This is a genomic window from Mucilaginibacter gracilis, from assembly GCF_003633615.1.
GTDB classification, from domain to species: domain Bacteria; phylum Bacteroidota; class Bacteroidia; order Sphingobacteriales; family Sphingobacteriaceae; genus Mucilaginibacter; species Mucilaginibacter gracilis.
Map to the genome: position 1 here is coordinate 1,067,047 of NZ_RBKU01000001.1, position 21,165 is coordinate 1,088,211.

At 41.3% G+C, this 21,165-nt stretch carries 12 protein-coding genes; 4 read left to right on the top strand and 8 right to left on the bottom strand.

The window, feature by feature from the left end; all coding sequences use genetic code 11:
- Positions 1 to 8 precede the first annotated feature (8 nt).
- The 5 genes from BDD43_RS04540 to BDD43_RS04560 all read right to left on the bottom strand — a co-directional run bounded on the left by BDD43_RS04540 (position 9) and on the right by BDD43_RS04560 (position 9,210).
- Complete coding sequence (locus BDD43_RS04540) at positions 9 to 3,311, bottom strand: VCBS repeat-containing protein (protein WP_147425573.1); 3,303 nt, start codon at positions 3,309 to 3,311, stop codon at positions 9 to 11.
- A gap of 78 nt (positions 3,312 to 3,389) precedes the next feature.
- A complete protein-coding gene (locus BDD43_RS04545) occupies positions 3,390 to 4,937 on the bottom strand; it encodes a RagB/SusD family nutrient uptake outer membrane protein (protein ID WP_121196625.1) in 1,548 nt (515 codons plus the stop codon).
- 19 nt (positions 4,938 to 4,956) lie between these two features.
- Positions 4,957 to 5,244 (bottom strand): hypothetical protein, encoded by a 288-nt coding sequence (locus BDD43_RS04550; RefSeq protein ID WP_121196626.1) that lies wholly within the window; start codon positions 5,242 to 5,244, stop codon positions 4,957 to 4,959.
- Positions 5,245 to 5,273: 29 nt separating this feature from the next.
- Positions 5,274 to 7,931: a SusC/RagA family TonB-linked outer membrane protein gene (locus tag BDD43_RS04555; protein ID WP_162846982.1), complete on the bottom strand. Its 2,658-nt coding sequence runs from the start codon at positions 7,929 to 7,931 to the stop codon at positions 5,274 to 5,276.
- 61 nt (positions 7,932 to 7,992) lie between these two features.
- Positions 7,993 to 9,210 carry an MFS transporter gene (locus tag BDD43_RS04560; protein ID WP_121196628.1) on the bottom strand — a complete coding sequence of 406 codons (1,218 nt, stop codon included), beginning with the start codon at positions 9,208 to 9,210 and terminating at the stop codon, positions 7,993 to 7,995.
- Between the two features lie 83 nt (positions 9,211 to 9,293).
- Here BDD43_RS04560 and BDD43_RS04565 point away from each other — a divergent pair.
- A protein-coding gene (locus BDD43_RS04565; RefSeq protein ID WP_233276784.1) for an IS630 family transposase occupies positions 9,294 to 10,426 on the top strand; the annotation gives its coding sequence in 2 pieces (ribosomal slippage) (positions 9,294 to 9,723 and positions 9,723 to 10,426; 1,134 coding nt in all).
- A gap of 142 nt (positions 10,427 to 10,568) precedes the next feature.
- Here BDD43_RS04565 and BDD43_RS04570 read toward each other — a convergent pair.
- Positions 10,569 to 12,452, bottom strand: a complete 1,884-nt coding sequence (locus BDD43_RS04570) for a glycoside hydrolase 100 family protein (RefSeq protein WP_121196629.1) — start codon at positions 12,450 to 12,452, stop codon at positions 10,569 to 10,571.
- Positions 12,453 to 12,784: 332 nt separating this feature from the next.
- On the opposite strand from BDD43_RS04570, the gene BDD43_RS04575 reads away from it, so the two are divergent.
- Positions 12,785 to 13,666 carry an IS982 family transposase gene (locus BDD43_RS04575; RefSeq protein ID WP_121196630.1) on the top strand — a complete coding sequence of 294 codons (882 nt, stop codon included), beginning with the start codon at positions 12,785 to 12,787 and terminating at the stop codon, positions 13,664 to 13,666.
- A 144-nt stretch (positions 13,667 to 13,810) separates the two neighbouring features.
- Positions 13,811 to 14,806 carry a LacI family DNA-binding transcriptional regulator gene (locus tag BDD43_RS04580; RefSeq protein ID WP_121196631.1) on the top strand — a complete coding sequence of 332 codons (996 nt, stop codon included), beginning with the start codon at positions 13,811 to 13,813 and terminating at the stop codon, positions 14,804 to 14,806.
- Positions 14,807 to 15,122: 316 nt separating this feature from the next.
- On the opposite strand, the gene BDD43_RS04585 is transcribed toward BDD43_RS04580, so the two are convergent.
- Both BDD43_RS04585 and BDD43_RS04590 read right to left on the bottom strand, forming a co-directional pair.
- Positions 15,123 to 17,528: a glycoside hydrolase family 127 protein gene (locus tag BDD43_RS04585; RefSeq protein WP_121196632.1), complete on the bottom strand. Its 2,406-nt coding sequence runs from the start codon at positions 17,526 to 17,528 to the stop codon at positions 15,123 to 15,125.
- Between the two features lie 44 nt (positions 17,529 to 17,572).
- On the bottom strand, positions 17,573 to 19,942 hold the full coding sequence (locus BDD43_RS04590) for a glycoside hydrolase family 127 protein (protein ID WP_121196633.1): 2,370 nt from the start codon (positions 19,940 to 19,942) through the stop codon (positions 17,573 to 17,575).
- A 282-nt stretch (positions 19,943 to 20,224) separates the two neighbouring features.
- Between BDD43_RS04590 and BDD43_RS04595 the strand changes: the two genes are divergently transcribed.
- A complete protein-coding gene (locus BDD43_RS04595; protein WP_121196634.1) occupies positions 20,225 to 21,163 on the top strand; it encodes a dihydrodipicolinate synthase family protein in 939 nt (312 codons plus the stop codon).
- Positions 21,164 to 21,165: the final 2 nt, after the last annotated feature.

Here is a 21,165-nt window from a genome sequence, read left to right on the forward strand (position 1 = left end):
GGTAATGTTTACTGTAAACCAAATACTTTGAGTGCCTCATCGTTAATACCAAACAGGTAGTATTTAACACCCGTTGAGTTTTTAATAATCAGCGACGACCGTACCTGCCCCACCAGCTTAATTCCGCTTTTTGCTGGCTCAAGGTATTGGTAGTTACCACCGGTAAATTTGTAACACAAACCGTAACTGGCATCAAGGCGGCCAACTTCTGGCTTAAAGCCAAAGCTATTGCCAGCCATAATTATGGTTTTAGTGCCGCTGTTATCAATATCATCGCACAATATGGTATTAATTGGTGCCAGTTGAGCGCGCGTGGGCATGGGTTTGCACACATACTTATTTTTCCCGTTATTAATAAAAATGGCCGACTGCAAAAAGTTAATCTCGTGTACCTCGGCACTATCCAATATATCCGGGGTAAATATTTCGGCAAATGGTTTACCGGCATAATCCTCATATTTTAAAAAACGCTTTTTAAACAGCGGCATCTGGCTCACCAAGTCGGGCCGCATATTAAATGCATACTCAACATGGTCGCTTTTATACATTGATGTAATGCATTCTTTGGTGCCATTATGGTCAAAATCCTTCACATAAATTTTCATTGGCTCGGTGGCCGATGCCTGAAATTTAGAGTTAAGGCCCAGGTTTCCGGCAATAATATCGGGCTTACCGTCGCCGTCTACGTCGGCCACTTCTAAGCTGCCCCACCAGCCTTTGTACCCTTCCAGTTGTTTGTCTTCGGTAAATTTGCCGTGGTTGTTCATAAATATTTTAATGCCCATCCAATTGCCGGTTACAACCAGGTCGGGATAGCCATTGCCATCCAAATCAACCCATTTGGCTGCGGTAATCATTCCCAGGCGTGTATTGGCACCTAAAACCTTTGCAGATACATCGGTAAAATTACCTTTCCCGTCGTTATGGAAAACATACGACCTCGGCGAAGAACCGTATAAGCCCGGTACACTACGGCCACCTATAAAAATATCAAGACTGCCATCTTTGTCGTAATCGCAGGCGGTAATAACCGATGCATTTACGGCAGCATGTATGGTTTTTGTTCGGTCGCGGGTGAGGTGCCCTTTGCCATCGTTGGTGAAAAAACGCGGAAAATAAACCGGAGTACCGGCTTCGTCGGCATTACCGGCAACGGTTACTATTAAATCCTGGTGACCATTGCTTCTAAAATTGCCAAAAACAGCGGGCCCGTTTTCAAGGTAGGTTTCGTTCTTAAATTCATCGGGTGTGTATAATTTAAACTTACCGCTTTTTTGCTGCATATAAATACTTCCCGGGTTGCCTTTCGAGCTACCAAAGTAAAAATCGGCAAGGCCGTCATCGTTCAGGTCGCCCGAAGCCATATAAGGGTTTTCGTTTGATAACTTTTGTATCATCAACTTTTCGTTATCAAAATCAATAAAATCATCCTCGGCATGGTGTGGAATGCTGTCAAACAGGCTTTTTGCAATTTCTTTAAATAAAGGTTTAGGAGCTTTCTTTTCAAAATTGTATTGCCCGGCAGCATTCGCGTTTTTAAAGGTGTAAACCTTATTTGCCGCCACCTTTTTTACAGTTTGATATTTGCCACCCGGCCAAATAATCTGCACCGAATCGGCCAGTTGATTTTTACCCATACCAATAGTGATGAGGTTTGGCGATGTACAGCTTTGAAACCCGCGTGTTGGCTGGTTATAATAAATTTGCGATGTGTTTTTATTGAACACCTTAATGGTTGTGCCAACCCCAAACCTGTTTAAGCCGTCACCTTGTAATTTAATTTGTATAAAATGGTTTTGCGATGCGTTGGTGTTGTTTTTGTAAAAAAAGGGCGGCATATTCACGTTATTTACCACCAGGTCGTTATCGCCATCATTGTCTAAATCGGCATAAGCCGCGCCGTTGCTAAACGATGGTTTTGATAAACCCAGTTCTTCGGCCTTATTACTAAAAGTGAAATTTTTGTTGTTGATAAACCCATAGTTTGAAATGGGTGTAGATTTCATCTTTTTCGTAAAATCGCGATAGTCAAACTTTTCTTTCTGGGTTAGTTTTTCCATGTTATCGCGGTTACCTAAAAACTCAATATAATCCTGGTCGGTAAGGTCTTTGTAGATACCGTTTGAAACAAAAATGTCTTTCCAACCATCGTTATTCATATCAAACATCAGGGCGCCCCAACTCCAATCGGTGGCACCAACGCCGCTATAAAAGGCTATTTCCGAAAACGTATTATCTCCATTGTTTAACTGCAAACAATTTTGACTGTACTGATTAAAATAGCCGTCGCGCTGTTTCAATTTATTTACGTCGTATGATTCAAAAGAGGTCATCTTTTTCAAACGTTTGTCTCCTTCGGGCAGCATTTCGGTGGTAAAAATATCATACTGCATATCGTTGTTGATATCAGCAATGTCCGATCCCATTGATGCCAGGCTCAAATGGCCGGTTCGGTTTTGAATGTCTTCCTTAAAAGTGCCGTTCTTTTGGTTAATGTACAGGTAATCGCGTTCAAAAAAGTCGTTCGATACATAAATATCTGGGTAACCATCCTGGTTAATATCAACTACCGAAACGCCCAGCCCAAAGCCAATATCGCTCGAGTATATACCGGCTTGTTTGGTTACATTGGTAAAATGCCCGTTATCGTTACGGTACAGGCGTGCGCCGCCCAGGTTATCATAAATATCGCGCAGGTTTTTACTAAAATCAAAGCTTTCTATGGGACGAAAGGAATTGTTTAAAACAAAGCAGTCCAGGTCGCCATCATTATCGTAGTCAAAAAAAATGGCCTGGGTAGATAATCCATTATCCTCCAGGCCATACTTTTTGGCTTCTTCTTTAAATGTACCATCGTGCTGGTTAATAAACAGTTCGTTGCCACGGGTTGCTGCCGGGCCGTTGCCGCTATGGCAAACATAAATATCCAGCCAGCCATCGCCGTTAATATCTACAAAAGTTGCTCCGGTGCTCCAGTATTTAGTGCCTTTTACTCCCGCCTTTTGGGTTGTGTTTTCAAATTTAAAGTTGCCTTTATTAATATAGAGCTGGTTGCCGCCCTGGTTTGATGTTAAAAAAACATCGTTAAGGCCATCATTATTCAAATCGCCAATAGCTACTCCGCCACCATTATAAAAATTACGGAAGGCAAATACGTTTGTTTTATTGGTTTCGGTAACGTTGTTTACAAAATCCACACCTATATCGCTGTTGTTTTGTAGCGTGAACAATGTTTTACCACTCCTGGAATTGCAACTCCAAAAACTGATTACCGTGAGGATTATAATTGGTATAAGTACTTTTTTTGCCATGCGTGTAAAAATCAAACGTAGCGAAATAAATTCGCTACGTTCAAAAAAATCAAACAAGTAAACAATCAATAAAACAATTTAATAACCAGCGTTTTGCGTAAGGTTAGGATTGGTATCAATAGCCCGTTGCGGTATTGCGTAAACAGTACGGCTTGGATCGGATTTTGCAGGACGCTGATCAACCGGATTGTTGAATGTGCCAAACCTGATTTGATCGTTTCTTCTCCAGCCTTCGTAATACAATTCGTGGCCTCTTTCTGCCAGCATAGTTGGCAAATCAATAGTGGTTAAAGCGGCAAGGCTACGTTGCGCCCTTATTGTGTTAACAATATTTAAAGCTGTTTGCGCATTAGGGTCGGTTCCACCACGCAGTATGGCTTCGGCTTTCATTAGCAATACATCCGAGTAACGCAACAAAATAAAGGTGTTGGTTGCGTTATCATCGTTTACACTACCATCGGCTGCGGGCTGTGGCAGGTACTTAATTACGCGTATCCCTTGTGCTTCGGTAGAGTAGTTTAAATCAACATTGGGTGTAAATACAAGGGGCGCTCCGCCACGTGTTGTTAAAGCAACGTGACCGGGACCGTATTGCTGACCGATTAGGAAACCGGTATTCAAACCGTTAAGGTTAGTCATGCCTGCATAACTGCCACCTCTGCGTTCATCTCTCGAATCAAAACTATTGTAAAAATCGGCCAGGGTAGTAAAACCGTTCCAACTGCTTGGCGATTGGTTGTAGTGCATACCCATCCTCCACATAAAGTGAGTGTTTGCCGGTGCGTTTGACGAACTGTTTAATAAACCAAAAATAATTTCTTTACTAACAGTGGTATTGTTCCAGGCAAAGTTGTCAAAATATTTACCGGGAGCAGTAAGCTGGTAAGTATTAGATGCTATAACGGTATTACAGTAGGTGATAACCTTTGTCATATCGGCCGGATCAAAAGTAAACGGACCGCCTACGCTTGTTGCTTTGTAAACCGCTTTATTTAAATAAACTTTAGCTAACAAAGCTTCGGCAGCAGCCTTGCTGGCCACGCCAACTGTTGCAGCGGCTCCTAAATTAGTGTCGGCAAATACCAAGTCTGCAATAATAAAGTCGGTAGCGGCGCTACGGCTCAAAACCGTTGGGTTAGCGTCTGGCGATGATGCCGGATCGCGCATTGGTGCTTGTCCAAACAAATCAACTATCTGAAACATAAAGTAAGCCCTTAAAAAGCTTGCTTCGGCTTTAGTTTGGTTACTGGTTGTAGTTTTTATAACCTGGGTGGCACGGTAAACGCCAGTGTTTAAAAAGTCCCAGGTATCACTTATTTGCTGGTACGATGCATCCCAGGTATGGGTGTGTAATTTACGCCATGTTCCAAAATCGCCCCAATCGGTGCCGCGGGTTGGGCCCATCATCTCGTCTGTAGAATGCTCCTGTAACGCGTAAGTGTTTGATTGTGTAGCTAAACCATTTAATTGGCTATAAACGCCCAACAAATCCGAAGCGGCCCCTCCGGTTGAATTATCAACAACTTTGGAACCGTATAGTTTCTCATCAAGCTTGGCACAACTGGTACTTAACAGTACCGAACCAGCTATAAAGAGTACTGATATATTTATTTTAATATTTTTCATTGTCTAAATTTTTTAATAATTAAAAACCTGCGTTTATACTCAAAGTAAATGTTCTTGCTTTAGGATACGAAGCATAGTCGATACCCCTTGAAGGAACATTGTTTAGAGCCTTGTTGGTATTGATTTCGGGATCAAGGCCAGAATAGTTTGTTATCAAAATCAGGTTTTGGCCACCCAAGCTAACGCGTAACGATTTAAATGCTTTATCTTCTTTCAAATCAAAAGTATAACCAATACTGGCGTTTGATAAGCGCATAAAGTTACCACTTTCAAGGAAACGGGTTGATAACTGACCAGAGTTAAGCACGTTTTCGTTACTTGCTGCAACAGCAGGGGTTACGTTGTGGCCTGTAACCAGGTTACCACGAAAAAGTATGCATTGGCAGTATTGTTATAAACCTGGAAACCAGTAGCTCCGTTAATAAAAAAGCTTGCGTTAAATTTTTTGTAAGTGAAATTATTGGTTAAACTGGCAGTAAATGTTGGTATAGCACTACCCTGCAAAGTAGACACATCAATTCCGTTTGGATAGATGCCAAAACCATTAGCATCAAAACCAGCAAATACCGGAACTTTATAGGTATAAAGGGGATAGTTATTGGTAATAACCTGGCCATAAGCACCAGATAAGCCCTGGCCGTTAATTGCGCCGGTGTTAACATTTGAGTTACCAAAATTAGTAACCTTGTTGCTCAAGAATGTCATGTTGTATGCAATGTTCCAACTAAATATCTTTTTCTCAACTGCAACAAAATTTAAGCCTATTTCAACACCTTTGTTTACAATGTTGCCAGGTAAATTTACCCAACGGTGGCTATTTGCAGCGGGTTGAGCATAATCTTGCAAAAACAACAGGTCTTTGGTGCTTTTATCAAAATAATCAATTGTACCGGTTAAACGGTTATGCAAAATGGCAAAATCAATACCGCCGCCAAATTGTGTAGTAGTTTCCCACTTTAAATTAGCGTTTGCATTGGTAATGCTATTTGTACTACCATCAAAATTATACTGTTTAATGGCTAATGATGAGTATGGAGGTAATTCCTGATTACCGGTTTGGCCGTAATTTAACCTCAGACTCAAATCATCAAACACTTTTTTAGGCGCAAAGCTTTCGTTCATTATTTTCCACTTTGCAGCTAAAGCCGGGAAAGTAGCGTACCGGTTGTTGGAACCAAATTTTGACGAACCATCGCTACGTACAGTTGCCGTGATAAGGTATTTATCCTGAAACGAATAGTTTACCCTGGCATAGTACGATTGTAACTGTGATCTGGTAGAATCGCCGTATTGTGGCAAGTGGTTTTTAAATTGGCTGATATCTTTAACTAAATTATTTGGTATCAGCGTATTCCATCCTACATCATTCCAGTTGTTATATTTTGAAACCTGATAAGAGTATCCGGCCAAAACAGTTAAGGCACTGTTATTATGTAATTTTACATCATAAGTTAAAGTATGCTCGGTAATTTGCGAGGTTTTTTCAATGTTTTGCACCTGGCCGCGTCCGTTGCCCGATATTTGCGATATAGATTGGCCGCGTACGTTATCAGCATCAGTATAACCAGCTAATGATGGATCGTAATAGGTTGACCGTACTCCCATTGAATAATCGTTACCAAAAGTAGCCTTGTATGATAAGTTTTTGGTAAGCTTTAACGTTGCACCTAAATTAGCCAGGTAACGGTTAATGTTATCCCTATCGTCAATTAAGTTTAACATAGCCACCGGGTTACGGTTACTACCATCAAAGTAATAGCTACCATCGGCATTATAAACCGGATAGGTAGGGTTGGCACTTATTGTTGCACCAATTAAGCTACCCTGATAGCCAGAGTTATCGGCAATGGGCGCATAAGTATTTTTAACATTAGATGCCAAAAAGGTAAGATCAAATCTTAAACGATCTCCCCAAACTTTTTGTGAAGCGTTAACACGGCCTGTTAACCTTTTTAAGCCCGATTTTTTTACGGTACCGTTTTCTTCGTCATAACCTGCAGAAGCGCGGTAAGTAAATCCTTGATTAGCACCGCCAAAACCAAGGTTATAATTTTGTGATACGCCAGTCTGGAAAATTTGATTTTGCCAGTTGGTATTAGCACCCTTGTTAATAGCACTCGGATCGGCACCGGTTGCTTTTACTGCCGTTAAAAACGAACTGGCATCAAGCAAATCATACTGCTTGGCTACGTTGGCAACTGTTGTGTTTGAAGATAATTGGATGCCCTGCCCTTTAGCACCTTTTTTTGTGGTGATAATAATTACACCGTTGGCACCACGCGAGCCATAAATTGCAGCGGCCGAAGCATCTTTTAAAACACTAATGTTTTCGATATCATTTGGGTTGATAAACTCCAGCGGATTGCGGGCTGTTGATGAACCTAACGAACCCGTTGTTGCACCCGAGGCCGAAGTACCTCCGTTATCAATTGGCACGCCGTCAATAACGTACAAGGGATCGTTACCGGAGCGAATAGACGATGAACCACGGATGTTGATAGTAGAACCACCACCCGGCTCGCCGCTTGAAGGCGTAACCTGCACACCTGCAATGCGGCCCTGCAACAATTGCTCTGGTGTAGAAATAATACCCTTATTAAAATCTTTTGTACCGATAGAAGCTACCGAACCTGTAGCATCTTTTATACGCTGGGTACCGTAACCAACCACCACAACTTCGCTCAAGTTGCTTGAGTTAGCTTCTAACGCAATGTTAACGGTGGTTTTGCCATTAATTAAAACGGTTAATTTGATAAAACCAATGTTGCTAACGGTTAAACTTTTTGCAGCATTGGGTACTGCTAAGGTAAATTGCCCATTAATATCTGTCGCGGTTCCGTTACCGCCGGCATCAGATACAATTGAGGCCCCGATCAAAGGAGAACCGTCTTTTTTGTCGGTAACTTTTCCTTTTATTGTTTTGGATTGCGCCATTACCTGGAGCGTAGCAAAACTGAACAAAAGGAGGAAACATAGTTTGGAAAAGTGTTTCATGTTCATGATTTTGGTTAATTGATTGGTTTTTTGTTGGTTATTGGTTTATAAAAGTTTATAATTAGGCTTTACTAGGTATTGGTTTTGTTTTTATAAAAAGCACAGATAATGCTGCCAGCAACAGCAATACACCGGCAAGTTTTATGGCATTTTGCGGGTTGTTACCCAGCCAGCTTGCATAGTACATAGGCATGGTTACATTTTGTATTAACATGGGTATTACAATAAACATGTTAAATATGCCCATGTAAATACCGGTTCTTTCCGGAGGGATATTGCCGGCTATAATGATGTATGGATTGCCCATCATACTGGCCCATGATAGCCCCATGCCCACCATAGGGATAAATACCAAAACCGGATTGTGTATAAATGGCAAAGCAAATAAGCCAGCACCAGCGCAGGTTAAACATGCCGCATGAACTATTTTTGCTCCATGTTTTTTAGCCAGCCAAGCCAGGCCAAATGCCGATGCAAAAGCAATAAAATTGTAAAAAGCTCCTATTTGCCCCGATAGCAGATCGGCCTCGCGAAAGCCGGACACAGCCCCCGTAACCGATCCAAAAACTGATGACGATAAGCACTTGGCTATGTATATCCAATAAATAAACATGGCATACCAGCTAAAAAGCATCATGGGTATCATTTGCTTCATTACGGCTGGCATTTGGGTAATTGCCGTAGTAATTTCTATTAAGGTTGCTTTAAAACCTTTGGCTGCACTACGTATCTTTTGTTTCTCGGCTTCGGTTAGCGGTATTTCTTTGGTGGTGCTAAGGCTATATAAAATAGAGCTGATAGACATTACCGAGCCTATAACAAAAGCTATAATAGTAGTTACCGGAATGTGGTTTTGGTTGGTTGCCATTTTACTCACACCAAAAAATATAAGTAAGGTTGGCGTTAAGTATGATAGCGTTTGGCCAAGCCCGGTAAAGGCACTTTGAGTTAAAAACCCCATTGGGTGCTGGCTCTCGTCAAGCTTATCGCTAACAAAAGCGCGATAGGGCTCCTGGGTTATGTTATTAGCTGCATCCAATATCCACAAAACACTTGCGGCCATCCACACCGAGCTGCTGTGTGGCATTACAAAAAGTGCTAAACTGCATATAATGGCTCCTACCAAAAAATAGGGCGAACGCCTGCCGTATTTACTGATAGTTTTATCGCTAAATGCGCCCACAATGGGCTGTATAAGCAAACCGGTAATAGGCCCGGCCAGCCACAAATAAGGTAGCTTACTCTCCTGAGCGCCCAAATACGAGTAAATGGGACTCATGTTGGCTTGCTGCAAACCAAAACTATTGTTAAGTTAAATATAATATGACGTATAAAAGCGTATATTTGTAAAACAAATTACAGATGGTACGTTATACGATAAAACTTACAAAAGAGGAGGTTGGAGAGTTATACTCGATAATCAACAAGGGCTCCCATAGTTCTCAAACATTCCGGACAGCCTATATACTATTGAATTGTGATGAAGGGGAATATGCGGAGAAAATAACAAATGAACAGATCAGCAAAGTCCTGAAAGTAGGGATGCGAACGATAGACCGGGTGAAGAAAAAGTTTATTGAAGAGGGTTTTGAAGGTGTTTTAGATCGTCGCCCCACCAGCCGTGTTTATGAAACAAAATCAGATGGCGATGTAGAAGCGAAGCTGGTTGCCTTGTGTTGCAGCGAGCCGCCTGAGGGGTTTGCTAAATGGTCATTAAGGCTACTCGCCGATAAAATGGTAGAGTTGGAATATGTAGAAAGTATTTCGCATGTAACAGTAAGAAGTGTGCTTAAAAAAACGAACTTAAGCCTTGGAAAGTAAAGGGCTGGGTAATACCACCGGAAAAAAGCAGCGAATTTGTAGCCAATATGGAACGCGTATTGGATGTATACAAAAAACCTTATGATGAGGAATTTCCGGTTGTATGTATGGATGAGTCGCCAAAACAATTGATAGAAGAAGGGCAGCCCTCTCAAGCCATGAAGCCTGGCCAGGAGGCAAGAGTAGATTACGAGTACATAAGGCATGGGGTAGTCAATATATTTATGGCCAACGAGCCTTTGAGGGGCAAGCGCTTTGTAGAAATTACGGCGTTTAAAACCAAAAAGGACTGGGCTTTATTCGTAAAAAGAATAGCAGATGAATGGTACCCGACAGCGAAAAAAATAACTTTAGTAATGGACAATTTTAAAACCCATTCGGCCTCTGCATTTTACGAGACATTTGAACCAGCCGAAGCCAAAAGGCTATGGGATAGGTTTGAGTTTGTTTATACGCCCAAGCATGGAAGCTGGCTCAATATGGCCGAGATAGAATTGCATGTATTGAATGGGCAATGCCTAAACAGGCATATTTCAACAATGCTGAAGATCAATGAAGAGGTAGCGGCATGGCAACACAACAGAAATAATAAGAACAGCAAAATTAACTGGCAGTTCGAAAATAAAGATGCGCGAATAAAACTGAAAAGACTTTATCCGTCATTACACGATTAACATAACACTAGATTGCAAGCCAAAAAAGCCAAAATTCATATTCAGTATCTGCCAAAAAGAAAGTTTTGCCTTTCTGGCCTTTATTCCGGCGTATATCTTGTTTCCGGCTTCTATTACAGGCTCTATTAGCATGGTACCAGCTCTAATTGGTTTTTAATTTGTTTGGGTTATTTAGCGGCATAAATTTGTCGTCTACTACTATATCAACTGCACTTTGCTGCGCTATAATGAGACTGCTCTCTTTCTCCAGTACTTTTTCTATAAATGATGTTACCGTTTCGCGGTTGCGGTTTATCCGGTTTTTGCGGGTGTGCTGGTAGGTTGTATTAATATAAATACGATGGTCAACCCCATTTAGCAGCGATGTATAAGTACCGTCCACCAATACTACCTTTGTACCCTCAATATCAATATGGTGTACTTCTTCGGTATCAGTTACCCAATCCATATAGGGCACTGCCAGCGTTGCCGAGGTGAGCTGTTTAATTTTTTTAATATGCTCATCAAGCAAGGCCAGCCTTACTTCGTGGGGACCTATATGGTCAAAATCTTTTAAACGGGCTTCGTGATTTTGCTTGGGAGGTAGTTTAAAGTAGTCGTCCTGGTGTAAAACAATTACCTTTAAGCCTTTTTCTAAAAGTATATCTCTTACTATTTTGCTCAGAGTAGTCTTCCCCGAGCCAGATTCGCCGGCTATGCTAATAGCTACAACCTTGTTATCGCTAAAAGCAATCTGCCCCACTACTTTTTGCACATTAGGCTTTACTTTGGCAATAATGCTCCCGGTTTCGGCATAACCGGGTAAAAGAAAGCTTTTAAGTTGGGCAGCATCTTTTTGTGCCAATGCCGAAAGCAGATAGCCCGCCGCACTGAAACATAAATTGGTTACACCACCGGCCTCACCTGTGTAAAAATCAAAATACTCGGTAAACGGCTTTTCTGTTATACAATTTGTTATCTCGTTGTTTAATGCATCGGTTAACAAGTTAGCCGTGCTTTTAAAACCCGACATTGTTAAACCCGTCACTAAAAAACCGTTAACTACCGGCCAAATACCCCCATTATGAAAGTGGCCGGGTTTGTTTTTAAAGTTGTACCCGTAGTTTAAAAGCAGGGCTTTATAAAGTTCGTCGTCCGGGGTTATTGGTGGCCAAAATGCAGGTATGCCCTTATTATTGGTTTGATTTAAAACAGTTTTAAGCGCTTTATCTATCTTATCTTTGGTTTGTTTTGATGGTATATCCAATAATAAAAGTAATGCCATTGACCATCCGTCGAAACGATCAATGATACTGCCTGGCGAAAAAGAAGCAATAAAATTTTCACCTATTTCAAAACTTTTAAGTTTAGCTTGTTGTGCCTGGGTGTATAAGCTATCGGTCAACTCGGCCTCAAGCAGGTAATGCTGCTTAATACGTATTTTTATTTCGAGTGCCTTTTGCTCCCAATCGTCTCGATTAAAAAAGTTGCCCGCAAGGGTTAGCGCCCAGTATCTCAGCAACTGATCGTATAATACATAACCGCTGGTAACATATTCATCGGCCCAATTACTACTCATGGGCACATACATTAACCCTTTGCCGTTAAATTCCCAGCAGTTAGCCAGCTCAAAAAAAGCATCACACTGGCGGCAAACGGTTTCTTTAAATATATTATCGTTTAATTTTTGCAGGTATAAAACCGACGAGATGATCCACCAAAAACTGGCATCAACCCGGCCAACAGGGCCACCAAAGCTTACTTTTTGTATTTCGCCTTGCTGTGTTACCAATATATTAGATGGTATTTGCCCGTGCTTTGTTGAGGCTGATTGCAGCCTAACCAAAGAACTTTTTAGAGGTTGGTAAAGATCGGTTAACTCGTTACTTAAAATGGCCAAACCGGCAATAGCCGAATCACGGGCCCATATATAGCCGTAATTATCGGTCCCATTTGACGATGCTTTAATACCGTGAGTTGAGGAGGCCCACTTTAGCACCTTTATTGCTCTTTGCTCAATGTTTAAATCTTCTGCTGCTAGGGTCATAATTCTACCCAATAGCCATACCTGGTAACATATTGCATCAAGGCATCAAAAAATGCCAAGTGTTTTACTGTTTGTAAAAAAAAAGTACCGGTGCGGTATAATTGGTTTGATAAAAGTATTCGTTCTAACACATGTTTTTATCGAAAAACGGCCCGGTTGCGGCGCAAAGCTTTCCGCAAAGCTTTGCGAAAATGATTGCTGTTGATAAAAAAATAAGTGCCCTTTTATAGAGATATATAATTTAGGATAACAAACCCGTAGTGCATTATAAAGAAAGTTGTTCATTTCGCCAATAAATGGTATATTGTATTGACTGACAATCAATTACAAATATGAACAACTTGATTCAAAATTACACTTTTATTTTAGAAGAGTTTAGGAAACTGTCAATAAAAGAGGACTTTTATTACAAACCAGTAAGGCCAAGACTGTCTGATTTAGAGTTAATTACGTTAAATTTGACCGCTGAATATTGTGGAATAGATTCTGAATATCAGTTATTTAGAAACCTGAAAGGTACCCCGCTTGATATCTTGATCGAACGAAGTGTTTACAATAAGAGAAAAAGAAAATTGTTCCCGCACATAAATGAGGTGAGAAAAAAGCTTGTTCAGAAACTGAACGCTGTCCAGGACTGTTTCATTGTCGATTCAATGCCTTTAGAGGTATGTAAAAATGCCCGTGCAGCAAGAAGTAAAATCTGCAAAGAACAGGAATACGCTTTTCCAAACCATGGTTTTTGTGCTGCGCAAAGTTCGAGGTATTATGGATACAAACTGCATGCAGTTTGTTCAGTAGATGGTGTTTTTGAGAACTTTGACCTAAGCCCTGCTTCCGTACATGACATACATTACCTGAAAGATATACAACAACAAATGACTGATTGCGTGCTACTTGGAGACAAAGGCTATTTGTCCGCAGAGGTACAGGTCAATCTTTTTGAATCTGTAAACATTAGATTGGAAACCCCGATGAGAAACAATCAAAAGAAATTCAAACCGTATCCATACCTATTCAAAAAATCAAGGAAAAGGATTGAAACGCTATTTTCGCAACTGTGCGATCAGTTTATGATCAGAAGAAATTATGCCAAAACTTTTGAGGGGTTTAAGACAAGGACGTTAAGTAAAATAACTGCCCTGACCACCATTCAATACCTCAACAAATTTATCTTTAAAAGGAACATGAATCACATTAAAATAAATTTAGTCTGATAATGCACTACGGGTATAACAAATAATATGTAATACTACCAAGCATTTTATGCTCACGAATAAGTAAAAAACATTCCGTTTTTTTTACCGACATCTGTTTGTATAAAATTCGTTACATTTAAGGCCCAATTAACTGACCTTTTTATGTCTACTGAAGTAACCCTAAAAAAGCTTGCTGATATGCTTAATCTAAGTATATCTACCGTCTCCAGAGCCCTTAAGGACCACCCCGATATATCCACCGATACCAAAATAAAAGTAAAAGAGCTGGCTGCCGTATTAGATTATGAACCAAATACTTATGCAATTAACCTGCGCACTAACCATAGTAAAGAGTTTGGGGTAATTGTGCCAGGCATTGCCAATGATTTTTATCAGGCATTTATTAGTTCGCTAGAGGAAGATGCCCGGCAATACGGATTCTCGCTGATTATTATGCAATCCGGAGACGACCCGCTAATTGAACTTGAGAACGTTAAACGATGCAAGCAAAACCGGATGGCTGGTTTATTTGTATCCATCACATCTAAAACGGTTGATATTCATAATTTTTTAAAACTCGACGAACAACATATCCCCGTTATATTTTTTGATAAGGTTCCGGCTTTTGAAGCTTGCAATAAAGTTTGCGTGGCCGATTCAAAGGCGGCTACAATGGCTGCCGAAGCATTGGTTTTAAAACGAAAAAAAAACATTCTTTCTCTTTTTGGAAACGCGCAGCTATCAATAACGCAGCGTAGGTTCGAGTCCTTCAAGCAGGCTTTCATCAAGTATGGGGCAGATTCAAACTTATTGATTTTTAACACCCATTCGTCTCTTGAAGCACTCGAAATTACCACTACGCAACTATTGCTTAACAAACAAATAGATGCGATTTTTTGCATGAACGATGAGATACTGATAGGTGCTATGAAGGCCGTTCAGAAACTGGGCTTACGTATACCTACAGACATCGGGATTATAGCAATAAGCGAAGGCATTATACCTCAGTTGTATTATCCCGAAATTACTTACGTTGAAACCAGCGGCTTTAAACTTGCCAAAATGGCCTTTGCAAGAATGCTGGCATGTTTAGCGGGCAGCTCATATGTACAGGAACTAAAAATAGACTCCATTGTTGTTGACGGCGGATCTCTATAAGAGTTTTTAATAAATGCCGAAACTAACCGTTTAAGCACATTTATTAACTCAAGTTAATGACAAATATTTGTATTTAAATATTTGAATTTCAGAAATATCTACATATTCATCCTTCAAGATGCCCGAATGGGTACTATCATCGATGTAAAATTCTTCCGGGCTTTTATAAAGTGCGTTTTCCTTATTACGGGTTAAAAAGTAAAAGCCTCCTTTTTAACCCAAACCCTTCAAAAAAAAATCCGTTTTACAAGGGCAGCAGCCAACGTAAAACGGATTAAATGTTGTAAATTAATGTCAGGTTAAACCTCTATTGGTGTTACTTCACCGCCCATTCGTGAATACCGGTTGAGTTTTCTTTAGATAGTTGTATTTCCAGCTTAAGTGCTGTAGTGGTAACGGGTTCAAAAGTAACTACATTGTATTTATCTTTTTCAACATTATAAGGAACCGTGTTTTTTACAGGCACCCAATTTCCATCCTTTTTATAATATAATTTATAATTGTCTGGTATCCTACAGCCACCCCATGGTCCGTCGTCAAACCAGTATACCTTAGATTCTGATACCGTATATTCCTTATCAAAATCGTATTGAACAAATTCTAAGCTGTTGTTTTTGGGCCACCAATGCAGGTATGGATAATTGGTATCTTTGGAGTCGGCCGGTTCGTACTGATCTTTAATAGCATTATACATCCGTGTGTTTTTTAAAGATGAGCTTACTTTACTCAGGCTGGCTATGGTGGGGGCAGGTTTAGGGGTCGCTGCCGAAGTTTCATAAGGTATCCATACAGTCATTTCGCTTGGCCCCCTGTTGGCCCATGCATAGTAAGGAATTGCACGCACAGATTGGCCGGTTTGAATTAACGTTTCCGAATTAAGCTGACGTTTAGCACCTATACCTTGTACGTTAATTACTTCCACACCTTTAAGTAAACCGGCCTCGTATTTTGGAGATGCTATTGCCCCTTTGTTTACCATGATGTTTTGTACCAGGCTATCTTTATTATCGGGCCCTTCAAGGCAATAAACAATAGGCCCCCGTTCAAATGCGAAGCGGTTTACATCATCCTTCACTTTGGTATTGGCAATTACTTTTTCTGTTTCCATGGGTAATTGCAGGGTAACGTGGTCGCCTTTTTTCCATTGGCGTTTTAAAACGGCGTATCCTTTTTCGGTAACAAATGATTGGGGCTTATTATTAATGTAAATAACTACCGGATTTTTAAACTTCTCCATAAACGAATACAGATCGCCCGGAACAGGCTGCTCCTGCGCCCATCCTGGTATGCGTACCCTCAGGGTAAAGTTAAATGCCTTTTCGGGGTTCACGGCAATGTCTATCTTGCCATTCCAGGGATAATCTGTTGTTTGAACGAGGTTTACCTTACCACCGGATAGCTTGATATCGCTGGTATTGCTCATGTAGAGGTTAACGTACAGGTTGTTGAGGTTTTGTGCATACACATAACCGGGCACCGATGGTAAAAAGCGTGTCATGTTGGTAATGCAGCAGGCACAACTAAACCACGCACCCCGTTGGTTTTGAAAAATGGACGCCAGCGGATTAGGGTAAAAAAAACGGTTGCCACTTAATGATATACCCGATAGCAAGCCATTGTATAAAGTTCGCTCCAATACATCAATATATTTCGACTCGCCGTGCAGCAAAAACATGCGGTTGTTCCAATAAACATTACCTATGGCAGCACAGGTTTCCGCGTAAGCCGACATGTTAGGCAATTGATAGTCGCTTCCGAAGGCTTCGCCGGCACCGGTTGCACCAATACCACCGGTTATGTACAATTTTTTAGTAACTACATTATCCCATATCTTATCTATGGCGGCAAAATATTTAACATCTCCGGTAAGCGCCGCAACATCGGCCATGCCGGTATACATATAGGCGGCCCTTACTGCGTGGCCTTCGGCTTCGTCCTGGGCGGTAACTTTTTTATCGGCCTGGTTATAAGCATCGCCCTTAGGCCCGCGTACATCTAAAAAAAACTTAGCCAAATTAAGGTATTGTTTATTGCCTGTTACGCGGTATAGTTTCACCAGGCCCATTTCTACTATTTGGTGGCCCGGGTATTCTTCAATCTTGCCTGGTCCAAAAACCTTCACCAGCAGGTCGGCATTTTTAATGGCGATATTTAAAAGTGTTTTTTTACCTGTTGATTGATAGTGGGCAACGGCGGCTTCGTACAAGTGGCCGCTGTTATACAATTCATGACTCAAAACCTCTTCGTTTTGCCAGCGTTTTTCGCCTATCCAGGGATGAGGTTTACGGGCGTTTACCGTGCGGAAGGTGTACAAGTACCCATCCTTTTCCTGCGCCGCGCCGATGATGGATATCAGGGTATCAAGATAGCGATCCAGTTTAGGGTTTGCCTGCTCCTGCATGGCATACGATGCACCTTCAATAACCTTGTACAAATCGGTATCGTCAAAGGGGTATTCCGTCATTTGGTCGCCATCCTTTAATTTGGCGGCGCGTAAAAAATTATCTATCCGTCCATGCTTTTTACATTGCTCTAAAATGTAAGGTATAGTAACTTCGGCGTTTATCTTCATTTTAGGCTCCCAAAAATGGTCGTGCACATGTACAGAGGTAAAAGCCACGGGTTTAATTGGGTAATCTATAACCTGCGCCAACACGTTTGTGCACAATGCCGTAGTTGCAAGGGAAAGTAAAATGAAGGTATTTTTAAAACTGATTGTCATAGTTATTAATGTTTTTTATCTGATAGGTAGTTTGGCGAAATTTGTCAATCCTTTATCATCCGGCTGCCGTAAACCGGGCCTGCACTGTTATTGGGCCTGGCCTGTAATTTAACCGTAACCTTTGCTTTGCCTTTGGTTAACTCAACCGGTATATCATAATTTACGGTGTAAAAACGGCTCTCTTTGTATTTATTTAAGTCTTCGGTGGCTATTTTAACACCATCAACCAGTATATCGAATACCCGTCCGCGATTATCCATTCCCCAATAGATATTAATGAGTGTATGATGCGCGTTGGGCTCTGTTTTCATTTCATAACTGATGTAACCACCATCTTCGGCCATTCGCCACTTTTTTTGATGCTCCTCACCTGTCGATTCATGTTGCCCGGTAAAGTTGTGATCCCTTTCTGGTTGCATCTCGCCTAAACGAACCATGTCTGTGGTATGCATTTCCAATTCCTGCTGTTTCTTTTTCTCGGCATCGTAAGCCTTTTGCGCTACGGCCCAGGTTGCCGGTGTAAATACATCCCAGTAAACCGAGTAATATTCATTTTTAGTTTGGTTAAAAGGGATAAGCTTAACAGCGGCTGGCTGCGAGTTTGCAGCGGTTGTAAACACCAGGCTTTTTTCATCAACCATTTTAAGCCATTTGGCCGGATCGGTTTCGCTGGTTACAAATACCGGAACGCCGTGCATCGGGTCGGGCTCGGTATCGCCTAATACGCCTGCCAATAAAACGGGGCCGTAAAATAAAGCTTTACGGTTCACATTATCGGGTATTGCTTCTGTGTAAAGGCTTTCGGGAGTTACAAATTCTATTTTATCATAGTTTTTCCATAAGCGGTTTAGCACTACGTAGCCTTGCTCGTTAGTTGTAGTTACCCCGGCTTTTCCATTAATTTTAACAACGCAACTAACTGCCCATTTAGGCTTGCGCAACCTCAAAGCAAAAGCAACAGGCTTAACGGTATTGATTACCAAAGTTGTAACATCAGTTGCCGGAAACGTATTTTGTTGGGTGATTGTGATGCCTTTCTCTTTCCAGTTAAGTACAGATGGGATGAATAGGTTTACGTATAGGCTGCCATCGCTACCGCGGTAATAAATGCTCTCGTTGTATTTTACATGGTTTTCCATACCCGAGCCAACGCAGCAGGTAAATGTAGAAAATGGCGTGCTGTACTCTTTTTTACCACCCATACGTAAAGGCACAAAATAACACACCATGCCATCACCATGGTTTTGCGAGGCCAGGATATGATTATACAAAGCCTTTTCATAATAATCCATTAGTCCTGCCGACGGGTTAACCGAAAAAAGGTGGCGGGTAAGCTTGAGCATGTTATAGGTGTTGCAAGTCTCCGTAGTGTTTTCGGTCAGCTTGTCGTTTAATTTGTCAGGCTCGCCCAGGTATTCATAATTACTGTTGCCGCCTGTGGCGTATGAGTGGTTTTTGGTAATGATATTCCAAAAGTTAACCGAGATCTGCTCGTCTTTTTTGTCGCCTGTAAGCTCGTATCGCCTGGCACTGGCAATTATCTTAGGGATTTGTGTATTAGAGTGCTTGCCCGGCAGGATGTCTTTATTTTCAGAAAGCGGATCAAGTATACGTTTATCATAAAATTTATAGGATGTAGCCAAATATGCTTTATCACCGGTAATAGCGTACAGGTTAACCAGCGTTTCGGCCATACCACCATATTCGCAAAGCAGCATGGATTGTATTTGATCATCCGTCAGGTTTTTGAGCAATTCGCCGGTCCAGTTGCCCATTCCTTCACAAACGTGAAGTGCTTCGGCGTTATTGCAATACAAATAGGCATCTAAAAGGCCGGCCATTACCTTGTGTACAGTATACCAGGGCGACCAACCTCCGTTCAAATCAAACCCATGCGACCGGATATCGCCTTTTTTAACTTCGGCCCAAATGGTATCTTCTTTAGGTATAGCACCTACGTAACCTGTTTTGCGTGCCAACTGGCATTCTTTAAGCTCTTTAACAATATAATTTACGCGCTCTAAAAATTGCGGGTTACGGGTTGATGCATACTGCATAGATATAGCCGAAAGGTAGTGGCCAAGCGTGTGGCCCGCCAAACCCGATGATTCCCAGCCATCGTACAATTTACCTTTAGGTGTTAAGCCGGAATGCGAGCGAAAGCCGGATAATAAACGATCGGGGTCTATCGTTAGCAGGTAAGCCGCATCTTTTTCCATGGCCTGTTTAAAGGGGCTTTCGAGCAGTTGTACATCCTGCAGGTCAAAAGAGTAGGCTTTTAATTCAACCTTCGGCTTTATGTTCATCCGGCTGTCTTTAATCTCAGGCACGTAGGATTGGGCAGTAGTACGAGAGGTATTAAAAGCCCCATAAACCACACAAAAAGCCATTACTAAGGTTCTTTTATTGATCATTTAACACAATTGTTTGGATGTTGGGATAATAGTATTTAAAAAAATAAAATTACTAAAGAGCGGGCACTAATAAAGTATGAAAACTTGCCGCTCCTACCCGGATTTTAACTTATATTTAACGGTACTTTGCAATTTACATTATACAACAATAAACACTCATTGGCAATTTAAACCGCCTCGAACACAATAAGGATAATATGAAATAAGTATAGGTTAATTTGCAACTTATAGTGCTATTGTTTTCAGCCTAACTTTGCTAATAATAAACTAGATAATAACACAATGATTAAATTTGAATGGAAAGGGGTTTTCCCGGCGGTAACTACAAAGTTTACCGATAATGACGAACTTGACCTTGATGCTTTTGATATCAACATACACGCGCAATTGGAAGCCGGTATTGATGGGATTATTTTAGGCGGATCGTTAGGTGAAGCTAGCTCATTAACAGAGGACGAAAAATTTACTTTGTTAACGCACACCTTGGAGTTGGTTGCCGGAAAAGTTCCGGTTGTATTAAATATTGCCGAGCAAACAACACGCAGTGCCGTAAGTATAGCCAAAAAAGCTTTTGAATTAGGTGCCGATGGATTAATGCTGTTGCCACCGATGAGGTATAAAGCCGATGACGACGAAACCTTAGCTTATTTTGCCGCTATAGCAGAGAGTACGCCGCTTCCGATCATGATTTATAACAACCCGGTTGACTATAAAATTGAGATAACGCTGGATATGTTTGAAAAACTGGCTGCATATGATAACATCCAGGCTATTAAAGAATCAACCCGCGATGTGATTAATATTACCAGACTGATTAACCGTTTTGGCGACAGGTACAAAATATTTACAGGAGTTGATCCGCTTGCTGCCGAAAGCCTGATTATGGGTGCCATTGGCTGGGTTGCCGGTTTGGTTGATGCTTTCCCTAAAGAAACCGTTGCTATTTATCGTTTAGTTAAAGCAGGGCGCTATCAAGAAGCCATTGCTATTCACCGTTGGTTTTTGCCGGTTTTAGAACTGGATATTCATCCAAAATTGGTGCAATACATTAAGCTTGCCGAGGTAGGTACAAAAATTGGCACCGAAAATGTAAGGGCTCCACGTTTGCCTTTGAGCGGCCTTGAACGCGAGGCTGTTTTAAACACTATTAACTTAGCGTTGAGCACCCGCCCGGAATTGCCCGAAGGTAGCTGGGGCAAACTGGCCGAGGTAACTGCTTAATT